The organism is Mycobacterium sp. 29Ha, from assembly GCF_032883055.1.
Lineage (GTDB): Bacteria > Actinomycetota > Actinomycetes > Mycobacteriales > Mycobacteriaceae > Mycobacterium > Mycobacterium gallinarum.
Map to the genome: position 1 here is coordinate 80,317 of NZ_JAMQTI010000026.1, position 22,438 is coordinate 102,754.

At 62.1% G+C, this 22,438-nt stretch carries 15 protein-coding genes and 1 pseudogene; 8 read left to right on the forward strand and 8 right to left on the reverse strand.

Annotated elements, in window-relative coordinates; genetic code table 11:
* Positions 1-5: 5 nt before the first annotated feature.
* Positions 6-1,652 carry an alpha/beta hydrolase gene (locus tag M1248_RS26945; protein WP_317150253.1) on the forward strand — a complete coding sequence of 549 codons (1,647 nt, stop codon included), beginning with the start codon at positions 6-8 and terminating at the stop codon, positions 1,650-1,652.
* The gene (locus M1248_RS26950; protein WP_317150254.1) at positions 1,649-2,197 is read left to right on the forward strand and encodes an LppA family lipoprotein; all 549 of its coding nucleotides are present in this window, start codon (positions 1,649-1,651) and stop codon (positions 2,195-2,197) included. Before M1248_RS26945 ends, M1248_RS26950 begins: the two co-directional genes overlap by 4 nt.
* 10 nt (positions 2,198-2,207) lie before the next feature.
* Here the strand turns inward: M1248_RS26950 and M1248_RS26955 are convergent, their stop codons facing one another.
* Positions 2,208-2,909: a DUF4194 domain-containing protein gene (locus M1248_RS26955; protein ID WP_317150255.1), complete on the reverse strand. Its 702-nt coding sequence runs from the start codon at positions 2,907-2,909 to the stop codon at positions 2,208-2,210.
* Between the two features lie 361 nt (positions 2,910-3,270).
* Between M1248_RS26955 and M1248_RS26960 the strand changes: the two genes are divergently transcribed.
* Positions 3,271-3,534 carry a hypothetical protein gene (locus M1248_RS26960; RefSeq protein ID WP_317150256.1) on the forward strand — a complete coding sequence of 88 codons (264 nt, stop codon included), beginning with the start codon at positions 3,271-3,273 and terminating at the stop codon, positions 3,532-3,534.
* Positions 3,535-3,551: 17 nt separating this feature from the next.
* Here the strand turns inward: M1248_RS26960 and M1248_RS26965 are convergent, their stop codons facing one another.
* Positions 3,552-4,034 carry a hypothetical protein gene (locus M1248_RS26965; RefSeq protein WP_317150257.1) on the reverse strand — a complete coding sequence of 161 codons (483 nt, stop codon included), beginning with the start codon at positions 4,032-4,034 and terminating at the stop codon, positions 3,552-3,554.
* A gap of 116 nt (positions 4,035-4,150) precedes the next feature.
* Here M1248_RS26965 and M1248_RS26970 point away from each other — a divergent pair, with 116 nt between their 5' ends.
* The gene (locus M1248_RS26970) at positions 4,151-4,942 is read left to right on the forward strand and encodes a DUF4239 domain-containing protein (RefSeq protein WP_317150258.1); all 792 of its coding nucleotides are present in this window, start codon (positions 4,151-4,153) and stop codon (positions 4,940-4,942) included.
* Between the two features lie 9 nt (positions 4,943-4,951).
* Here M1248_RS26970 and M1248_RS26975 read toward each other — a convergent pair whose 3' ends face one another.
* From M1248_RS26975 to M1248_RS33440, 4 genes are all read right to left on the reverse strand, one after another.
* Positions 4,952-5,353 carry an ester cyclase gene (locus M1248_RS26975; protein WP_317150259.1) on the reverse strand — a complete coding sequence of 134 codons (402 nt, stop codon included), beginning with the start codon at positions 5,351-5,353 and terminating at the stop codon, positions 4,952-4,954.
* A 71-nt stretch (positions 5,354-5,424) separates the two neighbouring features.
* Positions 5,425-6,861 (reverse strand): DUF3375 domain-containing protein, encoded by a 1,437-nt coding sequence (locus M1248_RS26980; RefSeq protein WP_317150260.1) that lies wholly within the window; start codon positions 6,859-6,861, stop codon positions 5,425-5,427.
* 514 nt (positions 6,862-7,375) lie between these two features.
* Positions 7,376-7,732, reverse strand: coding sequence for a zinc-binding dehydrogenase (locus M1248_RS33435; protein ID WP_410506733.1), 357 nt, complete (start codon positions 7,730-7,732; stop codon positions 7,376-7,378).
* Between the two features lie 67 nt (positions 7,733-7,799).
* Positions 7,800-7,982: a hypothetical protein gene (locus M1248_RS33440; RefSeq protein ID WP_410506734.1), complete on the reverse strand. Its 183-nt coding sequence runs from the start codon at positions 7,980-7,982 to the stop codon at positions 7,800-7,802.
* 1,196 nt (positions 7,983-9,178) lie between these two features.
* Between M1248_RS33440 and M1248_RS26990 the strand changes: the two genes are divergently transcribed.
* The gene (locus M1248_RS26990; RefSeq protein WP_317150261.1) at positions 9,179-11,068 is read left to right on the forward strand and encodes a hypothetical protein; all 1,890 of its coding nucleotides are present in this window, start codon (positions 9,179-9,181) and stop codon (positions 11,066-11,068) included.
* A gap of 294 nt (positions 11,069-11,362) precedes the next feature.
* Here M1248_RS26990 and M1248_RS26995 read toward each other — a convergent pair whose 3' ends face one another.
* Positions 11,363-13,618 carry a DUF262 domain-containing HNH endonuclease family protein gene (locus M1248_RS26995; RefSeq protein WP_317150262.1) on the reverse strand — a complete coding sequence of 752 codons (2,256 nt, stop codon included), beginning with the start codon at positions 13,616-13,618 and terminating at the stop codon, positions 11,363-11,365.
* 54 nt (positions 13,619-13,672) lie between these two features.
* Positions 13,673-13,873: pseudogene (locus M1248_RS27000) on the reverse strand (DUF3375 domain-containing protein); the annotation flags it as partial.
* A 1,239-nt stretch (positions 13,874-15,112) separates the two neighbouring features.
* Here M1248_RS27000 and M1248_RS27005 point away from each other — a divergent pair.
* From M1248_RS27005 to M1248_RS27015, 3 genes are all read left to right on the forward strand, one after another.
* Entirely contained in the window at positions 15,113-20,026 is a 4,914-nt protein-coding gene (locus M1248_RS27005; RefSeq protein WP_317150263.1) for a DUF4011 domain-containing protein, read from the forward strand.
* Positions 20,027-20,255: 229 nt separating this feature from the next.
* Positions 20,256-21,392 carry a hypothetical protein gene (locus M1248_RS27010; protein ID WP_317150264.1) on the forward strand — a complete coding sequence of 379 codons (1,137 nt, stop codon included), beginning with the start codon at positions 20,256-20,258 and terminating at the stop codon, positions 21,390-21,392.
* Between the two features lie 97 nt (positions 21,393-21,489).
* Positions 21,490-22,161 carry a hypothetical protein gene (locus M1248_RS27015; protein WP_317150265.1) on the forward strand — a complete coding sequence of 224 codons (672 nt, stop codon included), beginning with the start codon at positions 21,490-21,492 and terminating at the stop codon, positions 22,159-22,161.
* The last annotated feature ends 277 nt before the right edge of the window (positions 22,162-22,438 follow it).

A 22,438-nucleotide genomic window follows, 5' to 3' on the forward strand; every position in this document is an offset into this window, starting at 1 on the left:
CCGCCGTGACCGTCTCCGTCGCCGATATCGATCGCTGGGATGCGGGCGATGTCCGCGAGGTGTTTCACGCCACCCGCAGTCGCGCCGAAGCGGCGCAGGAAGCGGCCAACGGCATCGCGCAACTCCCGGCCTTCGAGACGTGGGGAGGCGACGCATCTCGAGCCGCGAAGGACTCCATCGACCAGACGCGCAAGGACCTCGACGCCCACGGCGCAGAAGCGCTTGCGGTGGCCAGGGCGGCCGACCGGGCGGCCGGCGACATCGACGCGCTCAAAGTCAAGCTGGCCAATCTGCGCAACCGTGCCCATCAGCTCGGGATGGAACTCGACGCGGGATCCAATTCCTTTGTCCCGGCGGCAGGTTCGACCCTGACCGAGGCGGATGTGGCCCAGGCCGAAGCCGAGCTGCAACCGCAACTCACCGCACTGCTGGCCGAGGCGGCGGGCATCGACGACGACCTAGCCAACGCCATCAACATGGCGACCGGCAAGACGCCCATTCCGCAGGAAGGTCCGCCGATCGGTGCGGAGGGATTGACACCGACTCAGGTCGCCAGTGACGCCAACGAAGCGGCGTTGGAGCGCGAGCGCGACAGCACGCAGGCGCGAGTGGACCAGGTGCAGCGTCAGATCGACGAGCTGGCGCGGGAGGCGTACACGACGGGCGACCACAGCGCGGAGACGATGGATCGGTTCAACGATCTCAAGGGCGAATTGGACGGTGCCAAGGGGTATTTGGGTCAATTGAACGCGGTCCATGATGCGCTCGGCAAGGCTCCCGAGACGTACCTGACCGTCTTCGATCCGCGCACCGGCACCGGAAAGCCGGTGCTGGCCACGGTCGCGGTGGGCAACCCCGATACGGCGCAAAACGTCTCGGTGACGGTTCCCGGCATCGGGTCGACCACCAAGGACACGTTGCCCGGCATGGTCACCGAGGCGTCCAACCTCCGACTCGAAGCGGAGCGCCAGTTGAGGAACGCGGGTCTGCCCGGTTCGGCGGCGACGATCGCCTGGATGGGCTACGACCCGCCGCCCAACCCGATCAACACGCTGAGCCCAGCGGATGCCTTGGCCACCATGGGGGACGGGCAGGCCCGGCTGGGGGCGGACAGTCTGTCGTCGTATCTCGAACAGGTCCGCGCCAACAACCCCGACGGTCACCTCACGTTGCTCGGGCATTCCTACGGCTCGTTGACGTCATCGTTGGCCCTGCAGGAGCTCAATGCCCAAGGGCTGCATCCCGTCAACGACGTCGTGTTTTACGGTTCACCGGGGTTGGAGCTGACGAGTTCCGATCAGTTGGGGCTCGGTGCAGGGCATGCTTATGTGATGCGCGGGATGGATGATCCGATCTCAGGCGTCGTGGCGGAGCTGGCACCGCTGCACGGGTGGGGGGTCAACCCGTACGACGGGATGTTCCCCGAACTCTCGGCGGCGGCCGGGCCCGATCCGGGTGGAGTCGTCCGGGAGGGCGTTCAGTCGCACTCCGATTACGCCCGGCTCGGAAGCGACAACCAGTTGCGCATGTCCGGCTACAACTTGGCCGCGGTCATGGCCGGGCTGTCGGACAACCAGATTCTTGCGCCACCACCGGCGCCGCCCGTAGCGCCGCCGACACCCCCATTGATGCCGGGGGTTCCCTTTCGATGACACTGCGAAAGATGTTCGTGGGCTTGGCCTTCGGCCTGGTCTGCGTGGCGGGCGCCGCCGGGTGCGACGCATCGACGAGTACGGGAGGAGAGTCCACCAGCGTGTCCGAAACCGAATCGGCGCAGCTCGAACAGGAGCTGCAGTCCAAACCTTCCCTGGAAGCCGCGCAGACGGAATATCAAGCGGCCGTTCAGAACATGGCCACCAGCATCGCTGCGCTGACGCCCGGCACCACCTTCAACATCGAACAGAACACGTGGGTAGGGTGCGGTGGCGAATATGCCTCGACGAGCGCCAAGCAGGCGTACGTCATGGCCGTCTTCAGTGGCCCGATTCCCGATACCGTGTGGCCGCAGGCGCTACAGATCGTCAAAGACGGTGCCGCGCAGGTGGGGGCGTCGGAGTTCGGGACATTCAAGGACAATCCGGGCGACCACGATATCTACATCGCCGGGTCCGACGGAGTCGAGTTCCGGTTGGGCACCCAGAAGGCGTCGACGCTCACTGCCAAGTCCGACTGCCGGCTGAGTGAGGCCGACAAGTAGGTCTATCGGGCTACCCGTCCTCGTCAGGTGCCTCATCGTCGGCGGGTGCGTCGCCGTTGAGCAGCTGCTCGAATTGCTGCTGGAGTTCGGTGATGACCGAGGCGGTCATGATGGCGGTGATGACGGGGGAGATGGTGTAGCTGTCCTCGTCGTCGCGGCTCTTGCGCAGGATCTCCAGGCCGGTGAGCCGGGCGATGGCGGCGTCGATCCGGGCGGCGAAGGTGACGGCGTCGCGGTCGGTGTCATTGAGGATCGCGGAGAACAGGCCGTGCATTTCCTCGCGGCTGATGAGGACGCTCTGTCCGGCGGCGGCGCGCATCATCTGGGCGAGGTGCAGGGCGAGGATGGAGTCGTAGGTGCCGAGCGGTTCGCGGCGTAGAACCTTGATGCCCCTGGCGGATTCGTAGCGTGCCTGTTCGATGAAGGCGATGTCGGAGCCGTCGACGATGCGCAGGATCAGGTCGAGTTCGGACAGTCGGACGGCGAGCTCCTTGCGGTACTCGACGACCCAGCTGTAGATGTCGGCGTCGGCCTCGGCGCTGATGTAGCGGCGGGTGAGCAGGTGCTGAAGGGCCCAGCAGGCGCGGTCGGGGAGTTCGGAGACGTCGCCGTCGAAGCGGGGGCGGCGGGCGCCGACCGGGCGGGCGGTCTGTTGGTCGACGTGGGGGAGTTCAGACAGTGCGGCGAAGTCGGCGTCGTCGATGGTGGTCAACGTGTCGCTCCTGCCGGCGATAGCCCCGCCTTGTCGTCGTGCACCTGCGTTCCTCAATCCGTAGTTTATCGGACGCTTCAACATAGGGCACGGTCCCGACATCTCGAGCGCGACACGGGTCGTGTCGGCGCAGAATTCCTGACGTGCCGGTTTGCCGACGTCAGCGGAATGTCCACGCTCCCAACGCATTGCGCCGAGCCGGCAACAGATGGTGCCGCTGTGACAACTGAGGCGCATGGGTCGGTGTGGCGAAAGGGGCCGGCTTACGGCGCGGTAAGTGCCGTTGCGCCAGATTTGTGCATCGCGAGAACTACCATCCGTGATGGCCGCCGACGCCGACCCCTGAAACACCCGGTGGGGATTGGCGGCGGTCATCGACCTGGTGGTGGCGAGGCTGGTCTATTCGCCGACGGCATTCAGCAGGCCGTCGCTCAACGCCCTGTTCTCGACGGTGATGACGTTTGCCGCTGCGGTGTTGTATCTGACGGGATGCTGGACGGTCTCCGGATCGACCGCGGGTGCGGTGACCATGGGCCTGCTCTGGCTCGTGGTTGATCGTCAGCGAAGATCGTTGCAGGACATTGTCTTCAGAACGCGGGTGATCTACGCGAAGGCAGCACGGTGACGGCAGCCGACGCTTGCTCAAAGAGTTTGGGTGCGGTCGTCCAACGTTTCGCGCCGGTGAAAGAGCAGTCGCCATTGGACCTGTATCACCGCGAACAGAAACGCCGTGCTGATGCCGAACAGCAGTACACCGTTCACCGCTTGGAGTGCACTCAACATCTGAAAGCGGGCGGGCGCCGTTAGTCCCGGTACCTCGAACGTCGTCAAGGTCGCCAAGGCGTAGACGGACGCGTCGGCCGGCGAGTCCAGCGCGCCGAGGCTCCAATATGCCAACGCCCACAGGAGGCCTTCCAGCGCATGCAGCGCTGCCAAGATCAGCGCGACGGCACTGATGTGGCCGATCGTGGTCGACACCGCCCGCAGCCGGTCAGGGTTGTGTTTGTCACCGCGGGGCCGAACCCTGGTTTCCAGGCCGAAGGCCATCACCACGACAGCGGTGGTGTGGATGGCGATGGTCAGCACGATGAGCGCAAGGCCCACGCTCCAACTCGCAACATTCACTCATCTTCCCTACCACTGGCCACGTCGGCAGACGGCCAATTCGGCAGCCTCAGGGCGACTACGGTGCGTCTACTGGGGGTATCCAGCTTCAGGTCGTCGATGAGTGGAGGGAACCCGTGGGCGATTTCGGGATAGCGGGTCTCTGGGTGCTCTTGGCCCTCTCGCTTATCGCGGCGGTGGCCATCGCGGCCGGCGGCATATGGCTGGCGTATCGCACGCTCCCAGACCCGGTGGCCGAGGGGCACAACGGGGCGTTGTCGCCGTTTCTGACCTGTGTCGGGCTGGTGTATGGCGCGCTGCTGGGATTCGTCATCGTGGTCGCGTGGGAGCAGTTCTCGTCCGCGTCGGCCAATGTGTCCAACGAGGCGTCGACGTTGACCACGATGTACCGGCAGACCGTCGGCATGCCGGTCCCGGAACAGTCCGAGATGCGGGTGCTGCTGCGCAAATACACCGACTCGGTCGCAGGCCCGGAATGGCAGAGCGCGATAGACGCCCGCACCGGCAGCGAAGGCGCGCGAGACGCACTTAACGACATGTACCGGCTGCTCGGCAGCGAGAAGTCCAGTGTCGCGGCGAGCCCGATCAGCCAGAAGTTCTTAGATCAGTTGGGCACGTTGGCCTCGCAGCGGAATCAGCGAATTCTGGACGCCAAACCGCGGATTCCGGGGTTACTGTGGACTGGGCTGCTCTTCGGCGGTGTCGTGCTGCTGGGGCTCGGCGGCTTCATGCGACTGGGCAGCGTGCGGGCGCATGTCGGGCTGCTGGGAGCGGTCGCCGTGCTACTGGGCCTGTTGCTGTTCGTCGTGTTCTGGCTCGATCATCCCTTCGGTAACTATCTGGGAGTCACGTCCGAACCGTTCGAGCAGTCGCTGACTGTTTTCGACTCGATCGATCGCGGGTCATGACGCGGGCCGCTACTTCGCGAGGAGGTAGTGATAAAGCTCGAACGAGGCCTGCTCGACCCAGCCGCGCGTGAGCCTTTCGTCTTCTACCGTCCACACGGCGGTACCGGTGAGCGCGATGGGCTTGCCGTTGGGTTCGGTGCCGAGGATGCCGTTGTTGGCACCGGTCAGGACCCATCGCGAGGTGACGCGGGTCCCGCCCTCATCCTGAAAGGTCTCGATGGTGTCGACGTGCAGGTCGTCGACGTGGTCGAGGAACTGCTTGACCCAGTTCTTGATGTTTTCCTTGCCAGTGATCTCCTGGCCGCCTGCCTCGATGACGACGTCGCCGGACACGAACTTGTCGACGGCATCGGGGTCGTGTGCGTTCCAGACTTCTTCCCAGAACGCGTCGACAATCATGGTTGACCGCATGCGGCTAACGATCCCCCTGTTATACCGCCGCCGCGGGGTTTCGGACGCATGCGTTTCTGCCTCGGTGGTGGTCATGAAGCGGCTCCCGCGAGGGTGGTGATGGGTTCGGTGAAGGTCAAACGGGGAACGGCGATTTCGCGGTCGCGGCCGTCGAGGGAGCGGAAGCGGACGGTGGTGGACTCGGTCTCTTGTGGGTTGGGCTGGGTCAGGGCCCAGGACCACAGCACGATGACGTGGCCGAGGTAGGCAGTGTCGAGCATGGCGACGGCGTCGGGGAGGTCGACGGGTCCGTCGCGTAGGGCGCGGTTGAGCATGTCGGACATGGCGGGGGCGTCGACCTGGGTGGTGAGAGCGGCAAAGCTGGTGAGGTCGACGTCGCTCGCGGCGTGTTCGGCCGGTTTCGGGTTGGACAGGTCGCCGATCTTGAAGCTAAGTGCCCCAACGGAACTGATGGCATGGCGGGTGAGCGGGACGTCGATGTCGAGGCGGGAGTCGGTGAAGCTCGACTTGAGTAGGGCGCGGGCGGCGCCGATGGCCTCGTTGAGTTGGCGGGCGACGCCGCGGCTCTGCTCCATCGTGCCGAAGGCGGTGAAGCGTTTGACGCGTTGGGCGCAGCGCTGCTGGATGCGTTCGACTTCGTCGATCTGGTGGCCGACGAGTTCGAAGAAGCCGGCCATGACCTTGCGCAGGGCGGGGTCGAGGGCAGGCAGGGCCTCGGCGACGGCGGCGACGTCGGTCTCGAATTCGACGCGTTGGTCGGGGTCGTTGATCATGCGCAGGAAGGCGCGGTGGGAGTCGCGGCCCTGGGAGTCCCAGGCGGCTTGGTAGTCGGTGTACATCTGGCGCTGGCGGTCGCGGTACTGCGTGTTGGAGTCGATGGGTTCGTCGAGGGCGGCGGTGGCCTGCTCGATCATGGTGCCGTACTGGCCGATGTCGGTGATGAGGCGTTCCATCTGCAGGGCGATGGCGCGGGCTTCGTCGTAGCAGTCAGTGACGTCGGGTTGGGGGCGTTGGCCGGCGTCGAGTTGGTCGAGTTCCTCATGGAGAGCCGCGATTTCGGCTTCGATGTGCTTGCGGACGCGGGCGGGGTCGTTGTCTACTTTGACGGCGACCTGCTTGAGCCGGGAGGCGATGCCGGTTATGGAGCCGCCGGTGGCGATGGTGTCCTGGCGGCGCATGCCGCGGAGAAAGTCGAGGGCGCGGCGGGTGTCTTGGGTGAGGTAGCAGACGTTCTGGTCGTGGCGTTCGTCGACGATGCGGTGGAGCCAGCCTTGGGCGGCCCAGGACTTGATCATGGCGAGGCCGGACTGGGCGTCGTCGAGGTCTTGCAGGTCGCGCTCGAGGCGGACGACGAGCTCGGTCTCGGGGACGGCGCCGTCGGAGAGGTGACGCTCCATGAGCATCGCGTAGAGGCTCAAGTTGGTCGCGGCCAAAAGCCGGATGGCGCGGGAGCCCTGCAGGTCGCGGTTGAGCTCCAGCAGGTCAGCAGCTCCTGCGTACTCGTCCACCCGCGTACCTCTATTCAATACATCGATCCGGAGGATTCAACATAGGGCACGGCGCCGACATCTCCGGCCCACGTGGAGCCGTGTCGGCGGGAATTTTGCCCGCCGGACCCGTTCTGCCGATGTCAGCGGAATGCGCGGTGGCTCAACGCTTTGCGCTTGACGGATAGCGCGTGGGACGGATGTGAAAGATGTTGCTTATGGGTCCTACGGACGCAGAGCGACTCGGTCGCAGCCGTCGGCCTTATTCTTGAACATGTCGTAGGTGCCCGCCCTCGTCGAGTGGCGTCATGGGTGATGAGGATCGAGGGGGCGACGTCTCTTTGGAGCACGTAGTCGAAGAATTGCGGGATGTAGCGCTGGCATGCTGCTGGGGGCGGTGCGCAGCGTCAGCGCCTTGTTCATCAGGACGCCCCCATCGAGAACTTGTCGGTCAGGCCGTAGACGCCGAGCACCGAAATGACGACGCCTTTGCGGCAGGCGAGGATGGCCTCGCGCAGTGGGGCGGCGCGGTCGTCTACATGCGCAGAGCCTGCTTGGCGCGGTCGTAGACCTGCTGCACGCCGGTGGAGTGGGTTTCCATGCCAACGGCTTCGATGACAGCGTCGGGGCCGCCGCCAGTGGCCTCGCAGATTGTTTCCTGGACGCTGTCGATCTCGGCGTAGTTGATCGTCTCGGCGCCGAGTTGCTTTGTGAGAGCGAGCCGTTCGGGATAGCGGTCGATGGAGATGACGCGTCCGGCGCACTGCAGCGGGGCGGCGCTGCGGGCGGGCATCAGGCGGACGGCGCCCGCACCCCCAACGGCGACAGAGTCGCCGCGGGTGATGTCGCAGAAGTCGGCGCCCATGTAGCCGGTGGGGACGGCGTTGGACATGAAGAGGACTTGCTCGGCGGTAACGAAATCCGTTATAGCGAAGCAGTTTACGTCGACGAACGGCACCCTATCTACTGGGCGTGGGAGCCGCTGTAGTCGCCGACGGGGTGAATGTAGCCGTAGATGCCTGCGGTCGGCTCGCCGAGGATGGGTCGTTGCAGTTCGGCGTTGGGGGATTGGTGGTGTCGCACGGCGAGTAGAGGTCGTGGCCGCAGTACCAGCACTGGTTGCAGGCGGTGAAGGACGGCACGACGACGCGGGTGCCGACCTTGGTGTCGGTGACGTCGGAGCCGACTTCGACAAACCATGAACTCGCGGCCGAAGACGTCACCTTCACGCATGCCAGGGAGGTAGCCGTCGGTGAAGTGCAGATCGGAGCCGCAGGTGGTGAGCTTGACGACGACCTTGGCTTGGCGAGGGCGATGACCTGGTCGGTGGTGCTGAACGAGGACTCGGCGGCACATGTTGGCCGTCGGCGCCGAATTAACGCCTCTCGTCCGCCGCGCCAGTTTCGCGGATTTGTAAGCACCGTAGTGGCAACCTGTGAAAAGGCTGATCGCGGATAGGCCACTGCGGAAGGCTTTTTTGGCTGAGACGGCGCTTTCAGAAGCAAACGGACGCTAGTTCAGCCTCTTATTGGTTCCATCGATCAAGCTGGTGTAGAGAGCATGCACGGACTCGCCGAAAAGACCGCCAATACCGGAATTGGCGCTGGCGCGCTGTGGCGGATGCATGCGCGAGACGCGGCACATTTGACGGCGTCACTGCGCCAATCTGCAGACGTCAGATCATTGTTGCAACACCTCGAGAGAGCTTTTTAGCGGGTTAATGCTGAAGGGGGCGCAGTTAGCGAGGTTCGCTCGACGGGGCGGCGCCCCACGTCGCGGCGACGCCAGCCCGCACTCGAGAGTGCGTTATTTTGGCGGTACCGTCATTAACTATCGACGTGGTCACAGTTGTCGTGGCATGCGCCTACCGTTGGCCGGTTGAGCGTCAAGATGCCGCGTCTGGCAAACGTTGGGAGGGAGTCTGCGGTGGACGATCGCGACTACCGCGCCGTCGTCGGCGAGGCCACCAATATTCTGGTCGGTGGGCGGGTGCCGTTCGTCCAACGAGTGATGTCCTCCGCTTTGCCACACGTCGCGTGGACGGAGGAGCTTCGAAGGAAGGACCCAGCAGGCGGCCGGCGTACAAACGAGTACCGCCCTGGCGACCTGACGTTGATGCTGCGAGCCATGACTGAACGGCTAGGCGATGCGGGACATCTATTCAGTCAGCACAAGACGCGTCAAGCGGAGAACTACGCGAGCGAAGGACGCGACCGGTGGGCCCCCAGCGCTGGACGAGGCGCTCAGTGCAGGCCTATCGGTCAGATCCTTGTCAGGGGTGATCTCGGTTCCGCTTCAGTGAATTTCGAACGCGGGCCGTTGATCCGGCGAGTCGTCAATGGCAGTTAAAAAAGTCGATGTCACGGTCTTGCATGGCGGCCACGTCGTGCGGACGTCGTACGCCCGGACGGTTCGGCTGATGCCTGATGGCTATGCGGGGATTATGTATGACGGTGGTGTCTACCCGCTCTACCAGGGAGACTTGATCAACCTGGAGGATGAGCCGCTCGACCAGGACGCGTGTCCTCAGTTGTGCAGGGATGGCGCGGATATTCGGTATGCGGATCAGCCGGATCCCGGTACCACCTACCCGGAACATCTCGGCATCGACGACTGGCATCTCGAGTCAAATCGATTTGGGCACTACTTGGTTTTCGATGGCTCGGAGGAAGCCGCGAGACGGCTAGCGGTCGCCGTCGAGGAGAGCGGCCTCGAAGTACGGCGCATAGACGAGAGCGAACGTGCCGCTGACGACGGCCAGTTCTATGACTGGTTCATTCGTCTCGGTTTCGACGGGACCCGCGACGAATGCTTGCGACGAGTCGAGGCGCTTTTCGTTGACGCGGATCCCGGGCTCTTCGAGGATGCCGCTGGAGCACTTGATCAGAAATCCGAATTCGACCCCGATGATGCCCAGAAGCTAGCCGAAGCGGTCGTCGAGTTCGCCGCAGGTGCAGTCGATATCGAGGAGGCCGTAGAGCTCATTGAATCGTTCGGCACTGGCCCGGTCGGGAGCGGCTATCTCGCCTGGCGGTACGCCGAGATGTCCACGCGTCCCACATATCCGCCCGACGGATCGATCGTTGGTCGACTTGCGCTGATGGCTTCGATCATTCGAGATGACAAGCAGCTGCTCGCTCGGTTGGAGACAGGGCACGGCCGCTTCCTTGAGAGTCCACACCTCACACGTCGCGCAATTGAGACAGAGTTCGACAAGATCGACTTCGAGGCCAGCTGGTGGTCAACCGATGATGCGCTGCGTCGAGCCCGCTCGAGCCTTGCCTTCCTTAGGAATGCAATCATGCTCGCCTTCGGCAGCGATGATCCGAGCGCGATGCTGTTACCGAAGGTGCCTCACCTAACCCCTCCGGACGTAAGCAGGCTTCCTCATGTTCCCCCACATGTGACTGCCTCGGTCACCGCTCTAACTCGGATGATCGGCTTGCTGATCGATCTTTTCGAAAGAGATGCCGACGACCTCGCGCGCCTCCGGCGGAATGGACGCGCCGAACTCTATGGCCTCGCACGAGGCCATTTTGACTACCTCGAACCATTGGCCGACAACACAGCCGATCATTCTGACCGTGAGTTCGGCGAGCAGCTGGGGTTCGTGGTTCTTCCGCCCGGCGAGTTGATCCGAAACTTCGTCGCAGAATTGCGGTCGGCTGGCAGCTATCGTGGCGGTGTCGTTGACCTAGCACGTCTGCAGGTACTCGAGGAGTTGGAGGACTACCTTGAAGGATGGCGGTGCAGGCTATATCGGGGTGCGTTCTCGTCAAGTGGCAACGACAACCACTACGTCGTACTTGGTATTACGCGACCCGGGGCCAGCGAGGAGGATGCGGTCGCGATCAGTCCATGGAGCGGCCAACACGCCACCTTTGTCGTGCGCCATCAATGTGGAGCGCAATTACCATGGCGGTCAGTTCTTTCGAGGACGAAGAGGGAAGCGAAGAAGCTCGGCGCCCGACGTCTCGTCTTCACATCGAAGGCGAGTCACCGATTGAACGTGTACGAGGCGATGGTGGACAAACTCGTCACTCTGCTCGAATGTGACCCTGCCGACTTCGATGGATGCGAGCTCTACTTCGATTACAAGACGCGTTGTTATCAACTTCGCGAACCCGAGGATCCCACGTCGTTTGTCGCTTACAACGACGAAGATGCGGACGTGCCCGGCGCCTCAACGAGCCTGATAGCACGAATTGTCCGCTGGTTTAAAGAATGAGTCGGGCCGCTGGCCGCTTGGCCGCCCGCGGGAAGGTTACTCGCCTGGCGCCGTCTTTTGTAGTCGTACCTTCGACGACAGCGGCCCAAAGCTTTCGGCGCAGCGAGCCCCATCTGACCCGCTTATAGAAACCGCCGGACTCGCTGCAAATCAAGACGCCCGTCGCTGAGCCGCGAACTTGGTGTGCTCAACGATGACGGCATCCGTGCCAACGTCCATCAATTGCTCTCTGCCACTGGAAGGTTCGCTCCGTTGACGGGGCAGTTTGTGACTCAGGTGCGAGTGTCTGTTGCGTCAAGGCTCCATCTCAGGAAATAGCCGTCCACGTCCGGTAAACGAACGCTTCGCTGCGCCAACGCCTTTGGCCTGGTCGTAAAGTCGCTTCACTTCATCCACTCGTCGGGAGCTCCCGTATAACCGCGCGGCAATCTTTTCCCAGCGCAATTGTCGTTCGTCACGTAAAGCGACGGCATCCGCCGGAACCGGTGCACGGTCGAGCATTTCACCAGACACCCGCGCGTCTTCTTCGAGTACGTCCAGCCACAAATTTCGCCCGCCGCCGAGGTGGTCGGATGTTTCACTTGTCGTCATTCCGCTGCGAAGCAGTTCGCGCATGGCTTCGCGAGTCGGAGGCGTACTGGGCGGGTCCACCGCGGCGGGCGTAAGACGGTCGTTCTGGACTGGTTGCGGCGCCGAAGGTGGTGCGGCGTGAACGGTTTCGGAAATTTCCGTTCCATCAGGCCCTGGCCAGATCTGGGTGATCAGGTCCGCGAGATGGGCGCCGCGCTCATCGACATCCTGTTCAGTGAAGGTTTCCGGGTACCGAGTGAAGAGGAACGAGTTCAACTTCAACAGGCTGTGCTCCACTAAACTGCGGCGCTTGTCTTTCGGTTGAATCGGGGCGTGCCACGGTGCGTTAGAGAGACTCGAATTCAGCGGCCCTGTGGTCAGTGTCAGATTGCCCAACTTGTGCATATGGCTGGACCGCCAACCAAGCGGGTCATCTTGGGTGTCGTCGAGGGGCCAATGGGGTTCCCAGGTCTGAGGTATGACGTGCTCCAAAGTCAGATTGCTCGTCGTAGCGATTCCTTGCTCCGCCTTGTTATCGGTCGCCCGCAGGCGTTCTTCGACACGACGCAGTACCATCACGAGTCGGTCTTGACGACGCTGCCCATACAAGTCTCGCGTGAGAATGGTGCTTCGAACGTCGCCGTCGTGTGGCCACCGATTGGCCGGGGCCGTCTCGGCGGCGAGCCTCGCGGCCAAGACATCGTCCGCGTGCTCGAGATCGTTCTTGATATCACCGACAAGTCCCGCAAACAGTCGGTTGTAATTCTTGGTCGTCCCGCCGCAGAGCATCCGGCGCACGAGGAAGCTCTCAAGGATACGAAACGCCCTAGCGCGCCGTGCGGGAGTAACGGTCCCTGACCGAAGGAGCAACAGGGCGATTGGCATCAAAGTCGTCGTGTCCATGAGCTCCAGTAGGTCGTAGAACCGTCGCTCTGCGGTTCCCGGTGCGGCGCTCTGAAACTCCCGTAGCACCGACGCGTCATGCGTAAGTTTTGGGATGAGCTCACTCATCGGCGGGCAGGCCGCGGGTTGCAGAATGCGCACCCGAAATATGTCGAAGAGTTCCGTGGCGGCCACCGGTTCAGCTAGTTCCGCGACTAGCCAATACTGCAGGAAGAGGTCGCCGTTCTTCGTGAACAGCCGGCCGGTCCGTCGGTCGTCCCGCCAATATTCGCGGTCGAGCTCCGGCGCCCAATGCTGACCGTAGAGCTTGTCCGTATCCGCGGACTCTCGTTCTGCCTTCAGGAAGACAGCGTTCTTGAGCAGGTCGAGAGCGATCAGCGGAGTTCCGCGCCCGTTTAGCGTTTCAAAGATTACCTGCGGGTTGTCGCCGTCTTCGAGGCGTATCGAAACGAGCTTGAGCAGGTGGCCGAGGGTGACTCGAAGGGCTTCGAATTGTTTCGTCGGAGGTTTATCAGACGGGACGTCGTCGTCGGTCACCCAAGACTTGATTTCTTTGCGGAAGAACGCGTAGGCATCGCGGATCTCATTTCCGGCTTGCGGCGACGCCGTCGCCACTTCGGCGCCAGCGTTCATCGTGTCTCGGAATGCCGACCGGTTCGCGTTCGTCGGCCATACTTTGAAGCGCTCGTCACCCTGCGCAAGAAGTTCGTCATTGAGGGTGAGTCGACCGAGGAGATCGCCTTGAGCCGGACAACCCATCTCTTGCGCGGTCCGCGCCGCGGCCGCGAGTAGGAGCTGGAGCGTAGTGAGTCGCTGTTGTCCGTCAATGACGAGATACCGCTGCGGCGATCCGGGCGGGTTTTCCTCTTGTTCGATGACTATGGCGCCGAGAAAGTGGGCCGGCGATTTGGAAGTCGCGCCCTCGGTCAACACATGGTCGGCGACGGTGGCGATGTCCTCCCAAAGTGGGCTCCACTGACGCTGCTCAGTCCAGACGTAGGGGCGCTGGTACAGAGGGATGACGTAGCGAACGTCGAGCTGAAAAAGTTGCGTAAGTGTACGAGTCTCCGCCTGCACCCAACCGAGATTAACTTCGGCGACTTCAGGTGGCCAGGGTGCCGGTGCTCAGTCAGCGTCAGGAAGTTCGACGGGACCCTCGCGTATGGCGCGGTTGAGCATCCCGGACATGGCGGGGGCGTCCACTTGGGTGGTGAGGGCGGCGAAGCTGGTGAGGTCGACGTCGCCGTCGGCGGGCTTTGCGGGTTTAGGGTTGGACAATCGCCGATCTTGAAGCTAGGGGCCGCCAACGGCGCTGGTGGCGTGGCGGGTCAGTCCCGAATTGGGGCGCATGAGAAATCTGAGGTCTGCGTATAGGCGTCGGCAACCTAAAGGATTAATGTCCGCATACCGAAGGCATACAGCAAACGCGCAGCATCTGTCGGTGAGCTCACCTAGGGTTCGAAACGAAGCTATTGCGAAGCCGTCAATAAGAGGCTCTCACGGGGGAACATGTCTTACACAGCCATCTGGCCAGCTCACGTTATCGAGCGAAACGGACTGCGCATCGAAGTCCACGCTCAACCCGCCGTGAACCTCGCGCTAGTCCACAATCGCGTGCCACTCATCACTGAAATAGCGGTGACGAACGACTCCGAATCGCCAGTTTCAGGCCTCCATCTATCGGTCCGCCTGCACGGCTCCGACGGTGCTCTGGCTCCAGAGTGGTCGCGCTCATTAGCCGACGAGTTACCGCCTGGAGGCACCCGAACCTGGAACGACCTGACAGACGTAATCCCAGACATCGAGCACCTGAAGAACCTCAACGAGAGCTACCCGGGCGCGGTCGTCGTGGCCGCGTCGCAACGCTTCAAGGACGAGGTCGTACATCGGATTCCCATTCAGATCCTGGCTCACAACGAGTGGTTCAACGCGCCGATCTTCTACGACTCGCTCGCGGCTTTCGTCCAGCCGAACACGCGAGCAGTGCGCAGAGTGCTCGACGACGCGTCCGATCTGCTGAAGAAGCAGACGTCAAGTGCGTCATTGGATGCCTATCAGCAAGGACCCGAACGAGCGGCTCTCATCGCTGCTGCCGTCTACGAGGCGCTGCGCGCCCACGAGATTCGCTACATTTCGCCACCTGCCTCCTTCGAGAACACCGGCCAGAAGGTACGGACAACGGCACAAGTTCTGGAGGAGCGCTTCGGTACGTGCATCGATCTCGCTGTCACCTACGCCGCGTGCATTGAGCAGACGGGCCTGCACCCACTCATCTGGCTAGTCGACGGCCACGCGTTTACCGGCTTCATGCTGAACGAAGAATCGCTCCAGCACACCTCGCTGACCGAGACCAACACGATGGTGAACCTGTTCGAGTCGCACCGTGCGATCGCCGTCGAAGCGATGTACTACGAGCAGGGTGCCGACGGTTCATTCCGCAAGGCCGTCGAGGCGGCTCGACGGCATTTCGCGAACCCGGGCACGCTGCGCGCGGTCGTCGACATCTCGACGGCCCGGCGCGACGGGGTCCGCCCACTTCCATCGGCAGCCGAGGACGTTCCTGACGTCGAAGTGGTCGATGTCGACAAGTCCAGCCGCGCAGTCCTCGAGTTACCGCCGGAACTGCAACAGCGAGCGCGTGACGACGCCGTGCTCGATTTCCACGATGACTCGCCCGCGCGAGTCAAGAAATGGAAGCGTTCGCTCCTCGACCTGAGTACGCGCAACCGGCTGCTGAACTTGCGACAGTCGGCGCAGGTTGTCGACCTTGTCGTGCCGGCTCAGGGCCTCGCCGTACTGGACGATCTCATCCATGACGGCAAGCGCATTTCACTTGCGGCGCACAACGACCTGAGTTCGATTTATCGCCTGCAAGGAGCGAGGACGGCACAAGACGTCGATCCCGCCACCCTGCTCGAGATGCTGAACAAGGAGAAGACGGCGTTCGTCGCGGTCGGCGAGGACGCCTACGCGCGCCGTTTCAAGCGGCTGCAGCGCGATGCCCGGACTCTCCTTGAAGAGACAGGTGCGTCCAATCTCTATCTGGCATTCGGTTCACTCGTCCACACCACCTCAACCGGAGCGGAGGCGCGCGCGCCGCTCTTCCTGCTGCCGGTTCGATTGGTCGGGGGCACAGGGAACAGTTCCTTCGAGATCGTCATCGACTCGGCGAATGTAGCCACGACCAACCACTGTCTGGTCGAGTGGTTGCGGCTCAAACACAACGTCAATATCCCGGCGCTAAGCAACCCTCCGCTCGATGACGCGGGAATCGACATCGACGCCGCGTTTGTGGCGATCCGTAGTGGTTTGGTCGAGAACCGCCTGCAGTTCCGCGTAGATGAGACAGCCGTCCTCGCTATCTGCCAGTTCGGCACTTTCGGAATGTGGAAAGACCTCACCGATTCATGGCAGGTATTGGGGCAAAGCCCCTTGGTCGACCACCTGACGCACCGCCCCGGCGAGAGTTTTGTCGACGGAGCCTTTGACGCGGTCGACCTCGATAGCGTCTCGATCGACGAGACGGCCGAGCCGACGCCGATTCATGCCGATGGGTCTCAGCTTCGTGCCATCGAATTGTCCGCCGAAGGACGCACATTCGTCCTCGAGGGACCTCCGGGTACCGGCAAGTCGCAGACGATTACCAATCTCATCGCACGAAATTTGGCCACCGGTCGGTCGGTTCTCTTCGTCGCAGAGAAGCAAGCTGCGCTCGAGGTCGTTAAGAAGCGTCTGGACAAGATCGGACTGAAGCCATTCACCCTCGACCTTCACGGCCGGAACCAGAGCGTCGTCGAGGTGCGTAACCAGCTTCGCGAATCAATCGAATACCGCGCCGACTACAACGAACGCGTCTGGGACGCCCGCCTCGCCGAGTATCGCTCCAAGCACGCGCCTCTGTCCGAGTACCCCGAACGAGTTCACTCGCGGAACTCACTTGGTGACTCACTCTGGACCGCGTACGAGGCGGTGCTGTCTCTCGACAGCGCTTCTGAATCGCGCATTTCCGAAGTTCACGCCGCGACAGCGACGCCGGAGCAGTTCAGAGAAAATCGCGATGCATTGCGACTCTTCGCCCGTACCGTGCGTCCGGGTGACTGTCGACCTAATAATCCGTGGACTCTGGCAGCGGATTCCAAGGACGACGAGTCGGTTATACGGGCTGCGCGCGAACTCGACGCCGCGTTCGGCGCGTTGCGCGCCGACGCGACGGCTCTCGACATACTCACCAGTCTTGCTGCCCCGGAGGACATCCCGCCACTGCTCGAGCGTGCAGCGAGGGAAGTGGCAGCACCTCCTGTAGTCAATGAGGAGTGGCGACGATTCGAATCTGCGGAGTGGGAGCGGCACGTCGCAGGCATCATCACCCAAACAGCTCAGCTACAAGCCACGTGGGCCGGTCTCATCGCGACCTTCAACCCCGTCTTCCTGGCCCGCGGTGATTATGCAGCGCTCGTGCAACAAGCAACCGAAGCGACCCGGGGCCTACTCGGTAAAAAGAAGCGAGAAGAGCAGTTCGTCCGGAGCATGGCCGCGGTGGTACTACCGGGTGTGACTTTGACAGCGGAGACGGCGATTCCGTTGCTGAGTTCAATACCGAGTGCCCGCGATCACAGTGTGCACGTGGCGCACCAGATGCGGCAAGCGCTCGGCGCGCTGGCACCCCCCACCTGGGACCCGCTGTCGCCCAACGCTATTCCAGACCTCCAGCAGCTAATCGAATACATCAGGTCCTCTATCGAGTTCTCGCGTCGACATCCCTTGCAGTGGAGGATCCTCCGATCGGGTCTGCGCGTCGATAGGCCTGTAATCGACAGCCTGAACGGTGCGCTGCGTGCGTGGAACGCCTGGACGCATGCACTCGGAGCCAGCAACCCGTCGGTCGAGCTCTGGCAAGGCGGCGCGCCGTGGTTCGAAGCCTGGGGACGTGATCACGCGGCTTGGATGACGGAACTTCAGGAGCAGGGGCCTGACTTGCCGCGCCGCATTGCGCGCGCAATCCGCGCACTGATGCCGTTGCGTCAACGCGGCCTGGAGAACTTCGTCACGGGTCTGCTCGACGGCTCAATCCCGGCTAGTCAAGCTGAATTCGAATACCTTTCCGGAGCCGCCCGAGCGTCGATGAGAGAACGATTGAAGGCTCATCATCTCGATGGATTCGATCCGCAGGTCCGCAGCGGTGAGACAGCCGACTTCAACGACGTAGCCGAGTTGGTGCGACGAGAGCAGAGTTCGGCTCTACCAGCCCGGATCATGCGGCAGCGCCCGTTCCGTGTGGGGGAGCTGAAAGGCAAGATAGGCGAACTGCGTCGCCAGCTTGATCTTCGTCGCCAGGGCAAGAGCGTGCGCCGACTGATGGAGGACTACGGCGCCGAGATCATCTCCGCAACACCGTGTTTCTTCGTAAGTCCAGCCTCGCTTGCACAGTTCGTTCCGCCCGGTGCGCTGACCTTCGACCTCGTCGTCTTCGACGAGGCGTCGCAAATCACCGTCGCCCAAGCCATAGGCGCCATGGGGCGGGGGAAAGCGGCAATCGTCGTCGGCGACTCACAGCAGATGCCGCCGACGGCCTTCGGTCAGGTGACGACCAACCGTGATGACGAGGACGAAGACGCGGAGAATGAGGTCGTTCCGGAGGACCTAGACAGCATTTTGACCGAGTGCGTCGAGTCGAGCGTTCCGCGCATCTGGCTGAGTTGGCACTACCGAAGCCGTGACGAATCGTTGATCGCCTTCTCGAATGAGAAGTATTACGAGGGAAAGTTGGCGAGTCTGCCGGCACCGGGCGGTACTTCGACCACCGGTCTGGAGCTACGCCGGGTCAACGGTCACTTCAACCGGGAGGACCGCAAGAACGACTTCCGCACTAATCGTGTCGAAGCGGAGGCGATCGTCGCCGAAGTTCGTGCGCTCGTTGGCGCGAACTCTGGGATCGAGCGGAGTATCGGTGTTGTCACGTTCAATCGCCAGCAGCAGGAGTTGGTACTCGACTTGCTCGAGGCGACCGGCGACGAGCGAATCATCCACCTCTTGAAGCCAGAAGCTGAAAACGGCATCTTCGTCAAGAATCTTGAGAACGTCCAGGGTGACGAGCGCGATGTAATCCTATTCAGCACGGCGTTCTCGAAGCGCCCGGGCGAACGCAGCATGCCGTTGAACTTTGGACCGTTGACGCGATTCGGTGGCGAAAAGCGACTGAACGTCGCGGTGACCCGAGCGCGTGAGAAGGTCATCGTGTTCACGTCCTTCGATCCCACCGATATCGATCTCTCACGTACGCGGTCGGTTGGAATGGCCCATTTGAAGGCATATCTCGAGACGGCGGTCTCCGCGAGTAATGCCGACGTCGCATCAGATGGCTCAAAGCCGCAGCAGACCGAACAGATTCAGGAAACGATCGCAGCTGCGCTTCGCGCGCAAGAACTGGAGGTGGAGCTCGATTACGGCCTCTCGGAGTTTGTTGTTGACATCGCAGTGCGTGCGCCTGGATCGCCGCGTTGGCAGGTGGCGGTCATGCTGGACGGTCCCCGCTGGGCGCGACGGACCACGGTCGCTGATCGTGAACTCACACCCAGCCTGCTGGACTCGATGATGGGCTGGTCGTCATGCGAACGTGTCTGGCTGCCTGAATGGATCAAAGATCAACAGTCAGTCGTGGAGCGAATCGCCGCGGCCGTAGAGAAGGCAGTCGATGAAGACGCGAAGCGTGCAGAAGAGGACGCCCAGCGCGCTGAACAATCAGCGGCAGCGAAGGACCAAAACGACGACCTTGTCGCAGAGACAAGCGTTGCAACGATTGCTGATCTCACCTCGTCGACCGAGCCCGCCGATACTTTTCCATTAGTTGAGACGGTACATACCGAACATCTGAAACCGGTTGCGTACGTGGCATCGTCGGCTACCGCAACGTCGACAACGGCCGATCGCGGCGTTCGGGTGCCATATGTTGCTGCACCGACCGATCCTGTGGGCAGTCGAGATGAGTTGGATCATCCTCAGTGGGAGAGCGTCAGGAACCGAATCCAAGATGCCGTGCGGGAGTCAGTAGCGATCGAAGGCCCTATTGCTCTGAACCGTCTGATACGGAACGTAGTTCATCGGTTTGGCTTTGATCGCGCTGCGGCCAAGCGTCAACAGGTCGTTCGTCAATTCGTACCTGAGGACTTGATATACGAAGACGAGATGGGCAGCTTCGTCTGGCCGACGGACCTTGATCGGACGGAGTGGAACGGATTCCGCTTGACACCTTCCGGGTTCTTCCGTCCCTTGGATGAAGTGGCCGGTGAGGAGATCATCAACGCGCTCTGTTACGCAGCCCGCAAGGGTGTCTACGACCAAGAGGCACTCATGCGTGACACCTTGGCGTTCTTTGACCAGACGCGCCTAACAAAGCAGTCGGCAGACCGCTTGGAACAGTGCATATCCAAGGCTGAACGCTTGGGCCGGCTCATTAGACGAGGTGCGGGTTATGTCTCTGCCACCTAACGATGAGATGCGCGCCGGGGGTTCCAACGGTGGCGGTCCGTACGAGTCCTATCGGTTGTGGACTTCCGCTCGCCCGTGGGGTGACTACGAGGTTGTGGTAGAGACAGAGTTCATTCCAGCGATCCGCAGTTTGTTCCCAAAGGTTTGGCCCGGCGGCGGACATGAAATATCGCAGGAAGTTCACCTCATCCCCGAACCCGGCGGATCTCGCGGGCCTTGGGCCGTGTCGGTGCGGGCACTCGATCGAACGATTGGCTACCTCGCACCTGAAGATGCGCCAGCATGGGCCGGTGTTATACGACGCGTCATCGCGTCGGGATTCATACCGGCTACGTTCTGTCGAATCTATGGTTACGAGTATGACGGCTGGGACGAAGTCGAATTTAGACCAAACGTCCGAATTGCGTTGGGAAGCCCTACTGAAGCGCTACCTATCAACGATCCGCCGGCGGTGCCGCACACCTTGCTGCCACAGTCGTCTGTCGTGCAAGTGACCAAGGAGGACGAGCACTTCGATGTCTTAACTAGATTCGTGCCTCCGAGTGGTCGCGGGGTCTTGTTCGTCACCTTGCACGAGCGGCAACCCGAAGGACGAGCTAAGGCGCATGTGGAGGTGCGCATTGACGACGAGCGGATCGGGCAACTCACGCCGCAGACCAGTCAGAGATTTCTCCCACTGATCAGACACCTACGCGACCGGGGGTTGCTTACGGCGTGTCGAGGCGACATCACCGGGTCGGCAGTAGCAGCAGAGGTGCGTGTGGATGCCATCAAGGCCAACGAAGCCACACCCGAGGTGCTCGAGGGCTCGCCGGTGACTATCCCGGCGTTGCTACCTGACCAACCTGATCCGTCGCTTTTTGACTTAACGGCGATGGCGCCACTCCTCAATCCACTTCCGCCCGTACGTCCAGAAATAGCTCCGATACCGGACGAACCCCCCGATGGGGCTGTCGTGCGCTTCAAGAAGGGCGGGGGCCGGTACTGCTACGCGGCGGTTCGACGTGGACGCTATTGGGAGACCACTGCCACAGGCAATTACGGGTCGATCAGCGAGCGGATGAAGTGGCACGAGCTGGCGCCGCGTATGGGTGAGTTCGAGATTGCGACGGTCTGGTCTGACGTCGGTCCGCACGGTGATCCGCGAGTCTGTCAGCACGAGGCAGTCGTGCGGTTCACCCTAGGTGGCCTTTACCTCGTTGCGGTCAACATAGACAAGACCGGCGACCACCAAGGTGAGTGGTATACGACGATCTCGGAGGATGTGGAAGAAGACCTGCCCTTTGGTGACTACGCGGACTGGTCGGACATCACCGAGTACGGCGGAAACATCCAAATCGTTATTGAATGGGCGCGGCTGAGCTGACGGTTGAAATGAGTGATGCCTTGTATGGTTCGCGCCCGCACGAAGCCACCAATCGGCCACCCACCGATAGCAGTGGGACCGATTTAAGGATCAAGTAATGGCGAACGAAAACCCGAACAAGTTGTTGCAGGCCTTGGATAAGTCCATCGAAGTGGCGGGTGAGCTTGCGCGGCAGCGTGTGGAAGCGCTCCGGCAGAAACATCCAGACCTGTCTGACGCGCAGTTGCTGAGGAAAGCAAACACTGCATTCACCTCCGCGGTAACGACTACGGGCGCCGCCACGGGAGCGCTGGCCGCTGCGCCAGGGGTCGGCACTGCTGCGGGTTTGGTTGCGGCAGCAGGTGATACGTCATGGTTCCTGGCGGCTGCGGCCGCCTATGTACTCTGTGCGGCTGAGCTTCGAGGTATCGAAGTCGAAAACTTCGAGCACCAGCGTGCTTTGGTGCTTATGGTCCTGGCTGGCGGTGGGGGGTCGACGTTCTTCACGAAAGCTGCGAGCCGTACCGGCCCACACCTCGGAAAGATCGTCACGAACGCGGTTCCACTTTCGACTATCCGGTCGATCAATAAGGTTCTCGGGGCCCACTTTATCACGAAGTACGGCACCAAGCGGGGGATCATCGCTATAGGCAAGGTCGCACCGTTCGGTGTCGGCTTCGCAATCGGAGCCGGCGGAAATCTCGTTATGGCTCGTGGAGTGATCAATACGGCCCAAGTAATGTTCGATTCGGCCGAGGCACTCAACTCGGCAGACGAACGTAACTCGTAACAGCTGAATCTGTTGCGACACAGTACTTCCTAGGGCGATGATGCGTGATTTAGCCACCTAATGATGAGTGGCAAGATCTTGTCTTTGTGGGAGACAGTGGCGTCAACCCTGGTATAGAGGCGAGCGCTCCCCGGGCAGGGTCGCGGGGTGGCGATCGACAGCATCAAGTGCAGCAACAAATGCTCTACGCCCCATAGCCCATTCACGTCCCTCATATTGGGAATCTGAGGGGGACCCGTTTGGTGGTCCAGTCGCTATGCGGCTTGGGGTTGGTGGG